This window comes from Pseudomonas poae, assembly GCA_028869255.1.
Classification (GTDB): domain Bacteria; phylum Pseudomonadota; class Gammaproteobacteria; order Pseudomonadales; family Pseudomonadaceae; genus Aquipseudomonas; species Aquipseudomonas poae_C.
Genome location: CP110972.1, coordinates 5,562,796 through 5,577,236, shown reverse-complemented (window position 1 = coordinate 5,577,236; position 14,441 = coordinate 5,562,796). Strand labels below are relative to the sequence as shown.

The following is a 14,441-nucleotide window of genomic DNA, read 5'->3' as shown; positions in this document are numbered from 1 at the left end:
CTCAGGACTCCAGGTCATGCCGGTTGACCCGGTCTTCCAGGCGATTTTGGAAATGCGCCAGGATGCTTGCCAGTATCCAGTAGATCAGGGCAGCGGACAGGTACATGGTGAAGATTTCAAAGGTACGGGCCGACACCAGTTGCGCCTGGCGGAACAGCTCGGGCACCTGGATGGTGGCCGCCAGCGCCGTGTCCTTGACCAGTGAAATAAAGCTGTTGCCCAGCGGCGGCAAGGCCGTGCGCATCGCCTGCGGCAGGATGGCCCGGCGCAGGGTTTGCGCACGGGTCATGCCGATACTGGCGGCAGCTTCCCACTGGCCGCGCTCGATGGAGCTGATTGCAGCGCGCAGGATTTCACAGGCATAGGCGGCCATGTTCAGCGAAAAGCCGATCATGGCGGCCGGGATCGGATCCAGCTCGATGCCCACTTGCGGCAAGCCGTAGTAGATCAAAAACAGCTGTACCAGCAAGGGCGTGCCGCGAAAGAACGACACGTAGACCCGGGCTATCCAGCTCACCAGCTTGAAGCGCGACAGGCGCATCAAGGCCAGGCCGAAGCCCAGCAGCAAACCGAAAAACATCCCGCCGAGGCTAAGGATCACCGTGTAGTACGCGCCCTTGAGCAGAAAGGGCGCGGAGTCCAGCGCGAGTTGGAAACCTGCTTCCATTATTCAGTGACGTCAGCGTTGAAATACTTCTCGGACAGCTTCTTCAAGGTGCCGTCGGCGCGCAGCTTGTCGAGGGCCTTGTTCACCGCGTCGAGCAGTTCAGGCTCGCCTTTGCGCAGGGCAATACCGGCTTCCTGGCGGGAGAAGGCATCACCGGCAGCGGCGGTGTCAGGGGCTTTTTTGGCGTATTCCAGGGCCGCCAGGCGGTCGATCAGGATGGCGTCGATGCGGCCGATGCGCAGGTCCTGGAACTTGGTTGGGTCATCGTTGTAAGTCTTGATGATGGCTTTGGGTTGGTTGTCCTTGAGCCATTGTTCGTAGTTGGTGCCCAGGCCCACACCGACTTTCTTGCCGGCCAGATCGTTGGCGGTCTTGATGGTGTCGAGGTTTTTCTTCAGGACCAGCGCCTGGATCCCGGACACGGTGTAGGGCTTGGAGAAGTCATACTTCTTCTTGCGCTCTTCGGAGATGGTCACTTGGTTGACCACGGCGTCCAGGCGCTTGGATTCCAGGGCGGCGAGGATGCCGTCCCACGGGGTGGCTTGCAGCTTGACCTTGACGCCCAGCTCCTTGGCCAGCGCTTCGGACAGCTCGACTTCGAAGCCGCTGAGCTTGCCGCTTTCATCGACAAAACTGAACGGCGGGTAGGTGCCTTCCAGGCCGATCTTGATCTCGCCCGCTTTCTTGATGTTGCCCAATTGTTCGCCGGCCACTGCCTGGCCCATCAGGCCAGCCCCAAGTGCCAGGCCCAAAGTGCCAACCAACAACGTGCGACGCAATACAGAAATAGTCATGAAGAGCCCCTGTGTTTTTTATGTTGAGCGAAGCAGGTGACGCAGTAGTCGTATCCTGCCTTAAAGCGCGTAGCGCGTCTTCGCCTACGGCGCGACTATAAAGCCGGTTTTTAAGACTTGAAAATAATATAAATCTAAATTGATATTCTATTATGGAATATAAGGCAGATTTAATGTGGGAGCTGGCTTGCCTGCGATAGCGGTGGATCAGTCAACACATCTGTAGCTGACAAACCGCCATCGCAGGCAAGCCAGCTCCCACAATTTCAATTCGCGTGTATTCAGTTAAACACTGAGTTGTAAGCAAACAACGCCGGCGCCCCACCGGTGTGCAGGAAAATGATCGGGCCGTCTTCAAACCGCTGACGCCCGATGCCATCCAGCAAACCGGCCATGGCCTTGCCAGTGTAGACCGGGTCCAGCAGCAGGCCTTCCTGGCTCGCCAGTAACTTGACCGCAGACAGCGTGCCGGCGTTCGGTTCGCCATACCGGGGGCCGAAATATTCGTCCCACAAAATCACCTTGAAGGCTTCGGGGATATCCACGCCCAGCAGCTCGGCGGTGCGCTCGGCCAGGCCCTGTACTTTTGGACGCTGGGCTTCATCGGTGCGCGACACCGTGACGCCGATCACCGGCAGATCCGGCAGCACTTCACTCAGGGCCAATGCCAGGCCGCTGTGGGTGCCGGCACTGCCGGACGCCAGGACCACAGCGGCGAACTTGATACCGCTGTCTTCGATCTGCGCGGCCAGCTCCAGCCCGGCGCGCACATAACCCAGGGCGCCAAGGGCGTTGGAGCCGCCGATGGGCACCCGGTACGGCTTCTTGCCGTTGCTGCGCAAGCGGTCGGCGAGGGCGTTGAGTTGCTCGTCCACATTGTCGAGGTTCTCGACCAATTCCACTTTGGCGTCGAACAGCTCCAGCAGCAGGCGGTTGCCGTTGCCCAGGTAACTCGGGTCTTCGGTGCCCGTGGGGTTTTCCAGCAGGGCCACGCAGCCCAGGCCGAGCTTGGCGGCCAGTGCGGCGGTCTGGCGTACGTGATTGGACTGGATGGCGCCGGCGGTCACCAGGGTATCGGCGCCCTGAGCGATGGCGTCAAAGGCCAGGTACTCGAGCTTGCGCAGCTTGTTGCCGCCCATGGCCAGGGGCGTGGTGTCGTCGCGCTTGACGTAGATATCCCTGCCCAACCAGGCCGACAGCCGCTCGAGTTTTTCCAGGGCGGTGGCGCCGCCCAGCAGTTCCAGGCGTTTAAAACGGTCGAGCTGTTGTTTGATCATGGCGACAGACAGTGGCTGAGTGATGGGGCGACTATAGGCAGGCACTTTTGATCGGGCAACCGCCAATCGCTTATGTCGGATGATTCTTAGCATCACACCATTGGTTCTTAAGGGCGGGCTGGGTGCATACCGTAAAGTGGTGGGCATTTCGTCAGGAGTGAATACCGTGAGTGAGCGTTCCAGTCATTGGCAATTGCAGACCATCGTCAGTCAACTGCGCGGCGCCCGGGACCAGTGGCGAACGCGCAATGGCCGCTTGAGCGGCGAGCATGGCGGCCGCGAATTGCCGTCCCGCGAGGCCGTGGCGCAAATCCTCGAATCGCTGTGCGGGGCGCTGTTTCCGATGCGCCTGGGGCCGGTGGACCTGCGTGAAGAGAGTGAAGACTTTTACGTCGGCCACACCCTTGATGTCGCCTTGAATGCGTTGCTCGCCCAGGCTCGCCTGGAGTTGCGTTACGCCGCACGCCAAGGGGGCCAGGATGACGGCGCAGTGGACGCGTTGGCCATCCGCCTGATCCAGGATTTCGCGTTGGCCTTGCCGTCCCTGCGCAGCCTGCTGGACACCGACGTGCTGGCCGCCTACCACGGCGACCCGGCTGCGCGCAGCGTAGATGAAGTGTTGCTGTGCTATCCGGGGATTCTGGCGGTGATTCACCATCGCCTGGCGCACCACTTGTATCGCGCCGGGTTGCCGCTGTTGGCGCGGATCAGCGCGGAAATTGCCCACTCGGCCACTGGTATTGATATCCACCCGGGCGCGCAGATCGGCCCGAGTTTCTTTATCGATCATGGAACGGGTGTAGTGATCGGCGAAACCGCGATCATCGGCGAGCGGGTGCGCATTTACCAGGCCGTGACTTTGGGGGCCAAGCGCTTCCCGGCGGATGAGGATGGGCAGTTGCAGAAGGGCCATCCACGTCACCCGATTGTTGAGGATGATGTGGTGATCTATGCCGGGGCGACGATCCTGGGGCGCATCACCATCGGCAAGGGCTCGACCATCGGCGGCAATGTGTGGCTGACCCGAAGTGTGCCGGCGGGGGCGAACATCACGCAGGCGAATTTGCAGCATGATGATGGGGCGCAGAAGTAATCCCTGACAAACACCGATCACCTGTGGGAGCTGGCTTGCCTGCGATAGCTGCCTGTCAGCAACCAATGTGTTGACGGATGCTCCGCTATCGCAGGCAAGCCAGCTCCCACATTTTTGTGTGCATTTCAAATCCAAATCGCTGAACGATTTGCCTCATCTGCCCGTCATACCTTTCCTTGAGCTAGTGTAGGAATAACCTACCACTCAGCCCTGCGATTAATCCCAAACCGCCGATCCATGTTTAACTTGAATGTTCGTTCAAGTTAAACCGGTGGTTCGCTGCCCGCTCACAACAGGAGGCTTACCTTTGCTGAGTCCGTTATTTACAGCCACATCCCACACCCTCGGGGTGCATCGTTCATGAGTGCATCGTCCACCCCACCCAGCGGCCTGGTGCGCATGAATGCGCCCGTTTTTTTACTTTGCCGCCACCTTCATCTTGCTGTTCGGCATCACTGTCATCGCTATCCCGCAACAGGCCGGTGCCTGGCTGCTGGCCGCGCAAAACTGGGCGGCCAACACGGTCGGCTGGTACTACATGCTGGCGATGACCCTGTATCTGGTCTTCGTGGTGGTCACCGCGCTATCGGGCTACGGCAAGATAAAACTCGGTGCCGACCACGACGAGCCCGAATTCAGTTATCTGTCCTGGGCCGGCATGCTGTTCGCTGCAGGGATCAGCATCACGCTGTTTTTCTTCTGCGTGTCCGAGCCGCTGACGCACCTGGTGCAACCGCCCCAGGGCGCGCCGATGAACGCCGATGCGGCGCGCCAGGCCATGCAGATCCTGTTTCTGCACTGGGGCCTGCATGGCTGGGGCGTGTTCGCCTTTGTCGGCATGGCGCTGGCATATTTCGCCTACCGGCATAACCTGCCGCTGGCGCTGCGCTCGGCGTTGTACCCCCTGATCGGCAAGCGCATCAACGGGCCCATCGGTTATGCGGTGGATGGCTTCGGCATCATCGCCACGGTGTTTGGTCTCGGTGCCGACATGGGTTTTGGTGTGCTGCACCTCAACTCCGGCCTCGACTACCTGTTCGGCATCGCCCACACCCAGTGGATTCAGGTCGGCCTGATCACTCTGATGATGGGCGCCGCGATCCTCGTTGCTGTGGCCGGCGTCGATAAGGGCGTGCGGGTGATGTCCGATATCAACATGCTGCTGGCCTGCGCGCTGCTGCTGTTCGTGTTGTTTGCCGGGCCTACCCAGCATTTGCTCAATACCTTGATCCAGAACATCGGCGACTACTTGGGCGCCTTGCCGACCAAGAGTTTTGATGTGTACGCCTACGACAAACCCAGTGACTGGCTGGGCGGTTGGACGGTGTTCTACTGGGCCTGGTGGATCGCGTGGTCGCCGTTCGTGGGCCTGTTTATTGCGCGGATTTCCCGCGGCCGGACCATCCGTGAGTTCGTGTTCGGGGTGCTGCTGATCCCGCTGGGTTTCACCCTGGCGTGGATGTCGATCTTCGGCAACAGCGCCATCGATCAGGTGCTCAACCACGGGCTGACGGCGCTCGGGCAGTCGGCCATCGATGACCCGTCGATGAGCCTCTACCTGCTGCTGGAAACCTACCCGTGGAGCAAAACCGTGATCGCCGTTACGGTGTTTATCAGCTTCGTGTTCTTCGTCACGTCGGCGGACTCCGGCACTGTGGTGCTCTCGACCCTGTCGTCCAAGGGCGGCAACGCCGACGAAGACGGGCCGAAGTGGCTGCGGGTGTTCTGGGGCGCGATGACCGCCCTGGTCACCAGTGCGTTGCTGTTTGCCGGCAGCATCGATTCGCTCAAATCAGCGGTGGTACTGACCTCGTTGCCGTTCTCGATGATTTTGCTGCTGATGATGTGGGGGCTGCACAAGGCGTTCCACTTGGAGTCGCAAAAGCAGATTGCCCAGCTGCATTCGCTGGCACCGGTTTCGGCATCGCGCAAAGGCAAAGGTGGCTGGCGCCAGCGTTTGAGCCAGGCCGTGCACTTCCCATCGCGCGATGAGGTGTACCGTTTCCTTGAATCGACAGTACGCCCGGCGATTGAAGAAGTGACGGCGGTATTTGTCGAGAAAGGCTTGAGTGTGGTCACCCAGCCGGACCCGGCCAACGACAACGTGAGCCTGGAAATCGGCCATGGCGAAGAGCATCCCTTTGTCTATCAGGTGCAGATGCGCGGTTACTTCACACCGTCCTTCGCCCGTGGCGGCATGGGCTCCAAAGAGCTCAATAACCGCCGCTACTACCGGGCGGAAGTGCACTTGAGCGAGGGCAGCCAGGACTACGATCTGGTGGGCTACACCAAAGAGCAGATCATCAACGACATCCTCGACCAGTACGAGCGACACCTGCAGTTCCTGCACTTGGTGCGCTAGTCACCTGTGGTAGCGGGCTTGCCCGCTCCCACAAAAATCCCCGCAAAGCCCCGTTCTACGGGGCTTTCTTAAACTTAATTTCATCCGTCAAAGCCCGGTTTTGACGCGCAACTGTCATCTGGCCACTGCGTAATTGTGTGAAGCGTTTGACGCTTTCATTTCAGAACAGTGACGGAGACCGGTAACAATGAAGACGTTAATAAGCCCCATGGTGGGTGCCGCCATGGCGAGCTTTATGCTGTCCGCCCACGCCGATTTTATCGATGACAGCCACGCCGACGTGACCCTGCTCAACCGCTATCTCAACCAGCAGGGACGGGATGTGGTGAACAGCAACGCCAAGGCCCACAGCATTCGTGATTGGGGCCAGGGTTTCGAGTTCAACTTCAAGTCCGGCTACACCGAGGGGCCGGTGGGCTTTGGGCTGGACCTGCAAGCGTTCTACGGCTTGAAACTGGATTCCGGTGGTGACCTAAACGACAAGGACCACCAGGGCCGCTATCCCGGCAGCATGTTCCCGCTGGACAACGGCAAGTCCGCCGACCAGTTCGGCGTGCTCAGCCCCACGTTCAAGATGCGCTTTGCCAAGGACGAGTTGCGCGTCGGTACGCTGTACGGCAACAACCCGGTGCTGGCCAACACCGACGGCCGCCTGTACCAGCAAACCAATACCGGCGTGCAGCTGGTGTCCAAGGACCTCACCGACTTCACCTTTACCGGTGGCGACATCCTCAAGACCAAGATCCGTAACGAAACCGGCGACCAGGGCATGATCACCGCCGGCGGTACCAAAGAGAGCGATCGCTTCCTGTTCGGCGGGGCGGATTACACCGGCATTCAAAACACCACCGTCAGCCTGTGGTACTCCAACCTTGAGGATTACTACCAGCAGTTCTTCCTCGGTGCCAAACGCCATGACGCCTTGTCGGTCGGTGCAATCGACACCGACCTGCGCATGTTCCGCAGCCTGGGCGTGGGCGGCAACGCCGATGGCGATAAGGATTACGCGGCAGCCGGCCTCTACGGCGACGGCGTGAACAAGGGGCGCATCAACCAGTCCACCGTCAGCTTGCTGGAAAGCTACAGCCTGGACGGCCATACCGTGGGCCTGGGGATCCAGAAAAACAGCGGCGACAGCGATTTCCCTTACCTCGACTCCGGCCTGAACAGCGGCGACAACCGCCAAGGTCCCGGCTCGGGTGCCGACACCCCGGCGCTGACCAACATGCAACTGAACAAATTCCAGCACGCCGGCGAACGCACCTGGCTTGCGCAGTACAAGTATGACTTCGGCAAACTCGGCCTCACCGGCCTGTCGTTCTCCGCCGCCTATGCCCATGGCGATGACATCCGCACCGCGCAGGGCACTACCAGCGAATGGGAGCGCAACGTTGCCGTGGCCTACCAAGTACCCACCGGCACCCTCAAGGGCCTTGGCGTAACCTGGAAAAACGCGCACGCGAGCCCCGACATTACCGGCGCCACCGTGCAAGATGAAAACCGCTTTTATGTCAGCTACGTCGTTCCACTCTGGTAGGCAATTGCTGTAAAACGGAAGGGCAGACTTAAGCGATTCAGCTGGTTAAAAGGCCCAGGAATAACCTTATTCCTGGGCCTTATTTGCCTACGTCCAAGAGAGGATTCGATGACTTACATTGCTGCCGAAAACCGCTATGAATCTATCCCGTATCGCCGCGTAGGCCGCAGTGGATTGGTGCTGCCTGCACTGTCCCTGGGGCTGTGGCACAACTTTGGCGACAGCACCCCGATCGACACCCAGCGCGCCCTGCTGCGCACCGCGTTCGACCTGGGGATCAACCACTTCGACCTGGCCAACAACTACGGCCCGCCCTACGGCAGCGCCGAGATCAATTTCGGCCGTTTGCTGCGCGAAGACTTCAAGCACTACCGCGACGAACTGATCATCTCGAGCAAAGCCGGCTGGGACATGTGGCCCGGCCCGTACGGCCAGGGCGGCGGCTCACGCAAATACATCCTGGCGAGCCTGGACCAAAGCCTGCAGCGCCTGGGCGTCGACTATGTGGATATTTTCTACTCCCACCGTTTTGACGCCGACACCCCGCTGGAAGAGACCGCCAGCGCCCTCGCCACTGCCGTGCAACAGGGCAAGGCACTGTACATCGGCATCTCGTCGTATTCCGGGGTCAAAACCCGCGAAATCGCGGCCTTGCTCAAAGAGTGGAAAGTGCCGCTGCTGATCCACCAACCGGCCTACAACCTGCTCAACCGCTGGGTGGAAAAAGACCTGCTGGACACCACCGAAGAGCTCGGAGCCGGGGTGATTGCCTTCACGCCGCTGGCCCAGGGTTTGCTCACCGACAAGTACCTCAATGGCGTGCCGGCGGATGCACGGGTCAATCGCCCGGGCGGCGGTTCGTTGCAGGCCAAGCACCTGTCCGAAGAAAACATCGCGCACGTGCGTGCGCTGAATGAAATCGCCAAGCGTCGCGGCCAGAGCCTGGCGCAACTGGCCCTGGCCTGGACCCTGCGTGACCCACGGGTGACCAGCGCACTGATCGGTGCAAGCCGGCCGGAGCAGATCATCGAGAACGTTGGCGCGTTGAAGAACTTGAGCTTCAGTGCCGAAGAGCTGGCGGAGATTGATCGGTTTGCGCAGGAAGGCGGGATTAACCTGTGGGAAAAACCGTCTACCGCTGAATAACCTGGCGTAACCCGGTCAATGTGGGAGCCGGGCTTGCCCGCGATAGCGGTGTGTCAGTCAATGAATCTGTTGCTGACTCACCGCTATCGCAGGCAAGCCAGCTCCCACCTTGATTTCCAGTGTGTTTGAAAGCTAGAAGGGCACATCCCCCAGAATCGTCGCCCGATGCATCACCCGCCGCTGCGGCCGGTAATCATCCACCGCGTAATGCTGGGTCACGCGGTTGTCCCAGAACGCCACATCATTCTCCTGCCAGCGCCAGCGAATGGTGAATTCCGGGCGTGTCGCGTGAGCAAACAGCAGCTTCAGAATCGCCTCGCTTTCCGCTGGCTCCAGCTCATTGATCTTGGTGGTAAACCCATCACTCACAAACAGCGATTTACGCCCACTCACCGGGTGCGTACGCACCACCGGGTGCGACAGCGGAGGGTTTTTCTTGCGGGTTTCTTCCCAGCGCGCCAGGTCTTCGGCGGTGTTGCCGAAGCGCTCCAGCGGGAAGGATTTGGTGAAGTCGTGGGTCGCCGTCAGCCCGTTGAGCAGCACCTTCAACGGTTGCGACAACGCCTCATACGCCGCAATCCCGCTGGCCCACAAGGTATCGCCGCCGAACGCCGGCAGCAGCTTGGCGCTGAGCACCGCGCCGAGGGCCGGGGTGGGCAGGAAGGTCACGTCGGTGTGCCATACGGCGTTGTCGCGCACGTCGGTGACGGCGGTGTCGAGGATCAGCACTTCGGGCTGTTCCGGCACGTTGGGGTAGATCGGGTGAATATGCAGGTCACCAAAACTCGCCGCGAACCGCGCCTGTTGCTGCGGGGTGATCGGTTGGCCGCGAAAGAACAACACCGAGTGCGTGAGCAACGCCTGTTCGATGGCGTCGCGCTGTTCCAGTTTCAACGGCTGGGTGATATCGACGCCACTGATCTGGGCGCCGAGGGCGGTACTTAATGGCGTAACGGTCAGGCTGCTCATGCTGTTCTCACTCAATGTGCCTGGCCATGCCAGGGCACCCATTTGCGCTGCAGGGCGCGCAGGCCCATTTCCATGGCGAAGGCAATCAGCGCGATCACCAGAATCCCCAGCACCACCACATCGGTCACCAGGAACTGCGCCGCCGACTGCACCATAAAACCCAGGCCGCTGGTGGCTGCGATCAGCTCAGCCGCAACCAACGTCGACCAGCCCACACCCAAGCCGATGCGCACGCCGGTGAGGATGTCGGGCAAGGCGCTCGGCAGGATCACATGGCGAATCAGCTGGGCGCGGGTCGCCCCTAATGATTGCGCGGCACGCAGTTTGGCCGGGTCGACCGTGCGTACGCCGGTCGCGGTGGCGATGGCGATCGGTGCAAAGATCGCCAGGTAAATCAGCAACACCTTGGACAGCTCGCCGATGCCGCACCAGATCACGATCAGCGGCAGGTAGGCCAGGGGCGGAATCGGCCGGTAGAACTCGATCAGCGGGTCGAGAATGCCCCGGGCGATGCGGTTGGAGCCGATGGCAATGCCCACCGGCACGGCGGTCAGCACCGCAAAGCCCAGGCCCAGGCCGATACGGCTCAAGCTTGCGCCCAGATGCTGCCACAACGTGGAGTCCATATAGCCGGTGGTCGCCAGCAGCCAGCCTTTTTGCAACACGGCCGACGGCGGTGGCAGGAACAGCGGTTCGATCAAACCGGTGGCCGTCACCGCCCACCAGATCGCCAGCAAAGCGACTAACGTCAGCAGGCTGATCCAGCGCGTGCTCAGGCTGCGGCGCACCGCAATCACGGTGTGCGCCACCGGCTTGGCGGCGGTGGCGGGGAGTTCGTAGCTGCTCATGCGGACACCTGCCGTTGCGAGAACACTTTGCCCAGCACGTGTTCGCGGGTTTCGATAAAACGCGGGTCGGACTTGATTGCCCGCGCCGACTCACCGGCGGCGTAGCGCTGGCCGAAGTCCAGGTGCAGGCGCTCGACGATCTGGCCTGGGTTGGGCGCCAGCAGAATCAAATCGGTGGCGAGGAATACCGCCTCTTCAATGTCGTGGGTAATCAGAAACACCGGTTTGGCCGTGCGCCGCCAGACTTGCAGGAGCAATTCCTGCATCTGTTCGCGGGTGAAGGCATCGAGGGCGCCGAAGGGTTCGTCCATCAGCAATACCCGCGGGTCTGCCGCCAGGGCGCGGGCCAGGCCGACACGCTGCTTCTGGCCGCCGGAGAGCTGCCAGATGCGGCGGCTGTCGAAACCGGCCAGGTCGACCAGGGCCAGCATCTCCCGGGCGCGAATTTCACGTTGCGCCTTGGGCACACCGGCCAGCTCCAGGCCGAAGCCGACATTGGCCAGCACGTCCTGCCAGGGCAGCAGGGCGTCGTCCCGGAACACCACGCCGCGTTCGGCGCTGGGCCCTTTGACCGGAACACCGTCGAGGGTTATGCGCCCGGCGGAAGGTTCGACAAAACCGGCGATCAGGTTCAACAGCGAAGTCTTGCCACTGCCGGACGGGCCGAGGGCGACCAGCAATTGCTGGGGCCCGAGGTCGAGTGAAATGTCAGACAGTACCGGTTGTGTGGCGCCTGGGTACTGTGCGCTGATGCGCTCCAGTTGTAGCAAGGCCATCGCGATGAACTCCCGAATCAGTTAGTGATGAACTTGGCGCTGACATATGGGGCGTAGTCCGGCAGCACGGCGTCGACCTTGCCTTGTTCCTTCAAGAACGCAGCGGTGTCGGTCACGGCCTTGGTGGTCGGTGCGCCCAGCAGGGTCACCTGGTCAGCGGCCAGCGGGTAGACGTTGCCTTGCAGTAGCAATGGGATGTCAGTGGCCTTGGCGCCGGAGAGCTTGACCAGCTTGTCGACGTTGTCTTTGTCGGCGAGCCAGGCTTGTGGGTCTTTGCGGTACGCGGCGTAGGCGTCCAGGGTGACTTTGGCGAAGGCGGTGACGATTTCCGGGTGCTTCTCGGCAAAATCCTTACGCACGATCCACGCATCGAAGGTCGGCGCCCCAAACTTGGCCAGCTCGCCGGAGGTGATCAGCACCTTGCCGTTTTCCTTGGCCACGCCCAGGGCGGGGTCCCATACGTAGGTGGCGTCGATATCACCGCGCTTCCACGCAGCAATGATCGCCGGTGGCGCGAGGTTGAGGATGGTGACTTTCGACGGGTCGATGTTCCAGTGCTTCAGCGCGGCTAGCAGGCTGTAGTGGCCGGTGGACACGAACGGCACGGCGACCTTCTTGCCGACCAGGTCCTGCGGGCTGTTGATCCCCGAACCGTTGCGCGCCACCAGGGCTTCGGCGCCGCCGATCTGGGTGGCGACGAGGAACGTTTCCACCGGCACTTTGCGGGTGATGGCAGCGGTCAGCGGGCTGGAACCGAGGTAGCCGATCTGCACGTCGCCGGAGGCGATGGCGGCGATGATGTCGGCGCCATTGTCGAATTTGCGCCAGTCGATCTTGGCATTGGTGGCTTTTTCGTACGCGCCGTCGGCCTGGGCGACTTTCGCCGGGTCCACGGTGGTCTGGTAGGCGATGGTCACATCCGCCGCCTGGGCAAACAGGCTGGCACCGGCCAGGGACAACGCCGCAAGGAGGCGCAGAGGGGTTAACAGTTTCAAGGGGAAGCTCCTCAATCAGGCGGCCGAGGGTCGGCGTGTGAGGAGACTAAATGATCTAAGAATCCGAAAATAAATAACATTTTCGAATTAGCTTATTAGCAGAAAAGTGGCGCCCATTCTTCCGGCGGGTGAGGGCAAAGGTGGGAGCCGGCTTGCCTGCGAAAGCCTTGACTCGGTACTACTGAAATACTGAGGCGTCTGCATCGCGGGCAAGCCCGGCTCCCACAAAAGCCCTGCTCCCACAGGGCTTTGTGCATAAGGCTTAGTTGCTGATCGCCAGAATGCTCGCCTGGTACGACCCGACAAATACATCGAAATCGCCCACTTCGTTCTGCTCCAGTTCCGCCTGCTGTGCCAGCGACGTGCGCGCCAGCTCTTCAAAGCGTGCTTGTTCCTCGGCAGCCAACGGCTCGCTGCGAAAATGCTCGGCATGCACTTCGCTCTGGTGCAGGGAGAACTGCGCAAAACTCTCTTTGCGCTCGGCCATCGCCGCCAGCACTTGGGCCGAAGGGGTCAGGGACGGATCCTTGACCTTGGCCAGTTGGGCGTCGAGCGCCTGGCTGTGTTCAGTGATGCCGTGGCTTTGATCCAGTAAGGCCGCCAGCGGCGCAATCTGCTCAAGCAGCTCGGTGGCCCATTCCTTCATGTCCACCGCCTGGCCCTTGCGCTGCAATTGCAGGCCCGGGCGGCGACCTTCCTTGACCACGCTGAGGAAGTTGGACGTGGCATTGCCGCACTCGTTGTCGGCGAACAGCGGGCTGTCATTCAGCGCGCAGTACAGCAGGAAGGCGTCGAGGAAACGCGATTCCGGCAGGTCGATACCCATCGGCAGGAACGGGTTGATGTCCAGGCAGCGCACTTCGATGTACTGGATGCCACGGGCCACCAGCGCCTGGATCGGCCGCTCGCCGGTGTAGGTCACCCGTTTGGGGCGGATATTGGAGTAGTACTCGTTTTCGATCTGCAGGATGTTGGTGTTGAGCTGCACCCACTCACCGTCCTTGTGCGTGCCGACTTCGACGTACGGCGCGTAAGGCGTTGCCACCGCTTCGCGCAGGCTGTCGGTGTAGCTGCTCAGGTCGTTGTAGCACGGCGTCAGGCCGGCCTGGGCGTTGCTCTGGTAACCCAGGTCGCTCATGCGCAGGCTGGTGGCATAGGGCAGGTACAGGGTGTCGGCGTCCAGCACTTCCAGCTGGTGCGAACGACCGCGCAGGAAACCCGCGTCCAGGGCTGGCGAGGCACCAAACAGGTACATCAGCAGCCAGCTGTAACGGCGGAAATTACGGATCAGCGCGATATAGGCAGTGGACTGGTAGTCGCGGTCGGTGCCGACGAAGCCTTCAGTCTCCTTGAGCAACGGCCACAACTTTTCCGGCAGGGAAAAGTTGTAGTGGATGCCGGCAATACACTGCATGGTCTTGCCGTACCGCAGGGCCAGGCCCTTGCGATACACGTACTTGAGCTGTCCGATATTGGAGGTGCCGTAGTAGGCAATCGGAATATCTTCCTCGGCCGGCAACGGGCACGGCATCGAGGGGCTCCACAGGTATTCGCTGCCCAGCTTGCTGTAGGCAAAGCGGTGGATCTTGTCCAGGCTGCTCAGGGTATCGGCCGGGTTGGGCAGGGCTGGGGTGATGAACTCCAGCAACGATTCCGAGTAGTCGGTGGTGATCTGTTCGTGGGTCAACGCGGCGCCCAGGGCTTCAGGGTGCGGCGTTTGCGCCAGGCGACCCTCACCGGTGACGCGTAGGCATTCACGCTCGATGCCGTGCAAGCATTGCTCTAGCAGGGAGAGGTGTTCGCGCTTGCCGAGCAGGGCCAGGCGGCGGTTGAGAAGTTCGCTCAAGTTGGATTCCTTCACGCGTCAGTCGCCCCAATATGGGGGTGGGCAGGACGGTCTACAAGGGTGAAGTTGAAACTGGCGTTATCGCCTGGTTTTGAGTCGATTTGACCCGCAATGAAAAAGCCTACTTCACT

12 protein-coding genes are annotated in these 14,441 nt (G+C 61.1%); 4 read left to right on the top strand and 8 right to left on the bottom strand.

Going from position 1 to position 14,441, the window contains the following annotated elements; genetic code table 11:
- Nucleotide 1 precedes the first annotated feature (1 nt).
- The 3 genes from tcyL to LRS56_25285 all read right to left on the bottom strand — a co-directional run bounded on the left by tcyL (nt 2) and on the right by LRS56_25285 (nt 2,738).
- Entirely contained in the window at nt 2-667 is a 666-nt protein-coding gene (gene tcyL, locus LRS56_25295) for a cystine ABC transporter permease (protein ID WDU62050.1), read from the bottom strand.
- Nucleotides 667-1,461, bottom strand: a complete 795-nt coding sequence (gene tcyJ, locus LRS56_25290; protein ID WDU62049.1) for a cystine ABC transporter substrate-binding protein — start codon at nt 1,459-1,461, stop codon at nt 667-669. Before tcyJ ends, tcyL begins: the two co-directional genes overlap by 1 nt.
- A 281-nt stretch (nt 1,462-1,742) precedes the next feature.
- Nucleotides 1,743-2,738 carry a D-cysteine desulfhydrase gene (locus LRS56_25285; GenBank protein ID WDU62048.1) on the bottom strand — a complete coding sequence of 332 codons (996 nt, stop codon included), beginning with the start codon at nt 2,736-2,738 and terminating at the stop codon, nt 1,743-1,745.
- Nucleotides 2,739-2,904: 166 nt separating this feature from the next.
- On the opposite strand from LRS56_25285, the gene LRS56_25280 reads away from it, so the two are divergent.
- The 4 genes from LRS56_25280 (at nt 2,905) to mgrA (ending at nt 8,876) form a co-directional block, all read left to right on the top strand.
- Nucleotides 2,905-3,831, top strand: a complete 927-nt coding sequence (locus LRS56_25280; GenBank protein WDU62047.1) for a serine acetyltransferase — start codon at nt 2,905-2,907, stop codon at nt 3,829-3,831.
- A gap of 403 nt (nt 3,832-4,234) precedes the next feature.
- Nucleotides 4,235-6,193: a choline transporter BetT gene (gene betT / locus LRS56_25275; GenBank protein WDU62046.1), complete on the top strand. Its 1,959-nt coding sequence runs from the start codon at nt 4,235-4,237 to the stop codon at nt 6,191-6,193.
- 208 nt (nt 6,194-6,401) lie between these two features.
- Nucleotides 6,402-7,730, top strand: coding sequence for an OprD family outer membrane porin (locus LRS56_25270; protein WDU65813.1), 1,329 nt, complete (start codon nt 6,402-6,404; stop codon nt 7,728-7,730).
- A gap of 108 nt (nt 7,731-7,838) precedes the next feature.
- Nucleotides 7,839-8,876 (top strand): L-glyceraldehyde 3-phosphate reductase, encoded by a 1,038-nt coding sequence (mgrA, locus tag LRS56_25265; GenBank protein WDU62045.1) that lies wholly within the window; start codon nt 7,839-7,841, stop codon nt 8,874-8,876.
- Between the two features lie 132 nt (nt 8,877-9,008).
- Here the strand turns inward: mgrA and tauD are convergent, their stop codons facing one another.
- From tauD to gshA, 5 genes are all read right to left on the bottom strand, one after another.
- Nucleotides 9,009-9,845 carry a taurine dioxygenase gene (gene tauD, locus LRS56_25260; protein ID WDU62044.1) on the bottom strand — a complete coding sequence of 279 codons (837 nt, stop codon included), beginning with the start codon at nt 9,843-9,845 and terminating at the stop codon, nt 9,009-9,011.
- Nucleotides 9,846-9,856: 11 nt separating this feature from the next.
- On the bottom strand, nt 9,857-10,693 hold the full coding sequence (tauC, locus tag LRS56_25255; GenBank protein WDU62043.1) for a taurine ABC transporter permease TauC: 837 nt from the start codon (nt 10,691-10,693) through the stop codon (nt 9,857-9,859).
- Entirely contained in the window at nt 10,690-11,469 is a 780-nt protein-coding gene (gene tauB, locus LRS56_25250; protein ID WDU62042.1) for a taurine ABC transporter ATP-binding subunit, read from the bottom strand. The genes tauC and tauB overlap by 4 nt, the downstream gene beginning before the upstream one ends.
- A 17-nt stretch (nt 11,470-11,486) precedes the next feature.
- A complete protein-coding gene (tauA, locus tag LRS56_25245; GenBank protein WDU62041.1) occupies nt 11,487-12,464 on the bottom strand; it encodes a taurine ABC transporter substrate-binding protein in 978 nt (325 codons plus the stop codon).
- Between the two features lie 262 nt (nt 12,465-12,726).
- The gene (gshA, locus tag LRS56_25240) at nt 12,727-14,310 is read right to left on the bottom strand and encodes a glutamate--cysteine ligase (GenBank protein ID WDU62040.1); all 1,584 of its coding nucleotides are present in this window, start codon (nt 14,308-14,310) and stop codon (nt 12,727-12,729) included.
- Nucleotides 14,311-14,441: the final 131 nt, after the last annotated feature.

What these genes read in the sequence shown, in the direction of transcription:
- tcyL (WDU62050.1), bottom strand. Translation starts at nt 667, where the DNA reads ATGGAAGCAGGTTTCCAACTCGCGCTGGACTCCGCGCCCTTTCTGCTC.
- tcyJ (WDU62049.1), bottom strand. Translation starts at nt 1,461, where the DNA reads ATGACTATTTCTGTATTGCGTCGCACGTTGTTGGTTGGCACTTTGGGC.
- LRS56_25285 (WDU62048.1), bottom strand. Translation starts at nt 2,738, where the DNA reads ATGATCAAACAACAGCTCGACCGTTTTAAACGCCTGGAACTGCTGGGC.
- betT (WDU62046.1), top strand. Translation starts at nt 4,235, where the DNA reads ATGCGCCCGTTTTTTTACTTTGCCGCCACCTTCATCTTGCTGTTCGGC.
- LRS56_25270 (WDU65813.1), top strand. Translation starts at nt 6,402, where the DNA reads ATGGTGGGTGCCGCCATGGCGAGCTTTATGCTGTCCGCCCACGCCGAT.
- mgrA (WDU62045.1), top strand. Translation starts at nt 7,839, where the DNA reads ATGACTTACATTGCTGCCGAAAACCGCTATGAATCTATCCCGTATCGC.
- tauD (WDU62044.1), bottom strand. Translation starts at nt 9,845, where the DNA reads ATGAGCAGCCTGACCGTTACGCCATTAAGTACCGCCCTCGGCGCCCAG.
- tauC (WDU62043.1), bottom strand. Translation starts at nt 10,693, where the DNA reads ATGAGCAGCTACGAACTCCCCGCCACCGCCGCCAAGCCGGTGGCGCAC.
- tauB (WDU62042.1), bottom strand. Translation starts at nt 11,469, where the DNA reads ATGGCCTTGCTACAACTGGAGCGCATCAGCGCACAGTACCCAGGCGCC.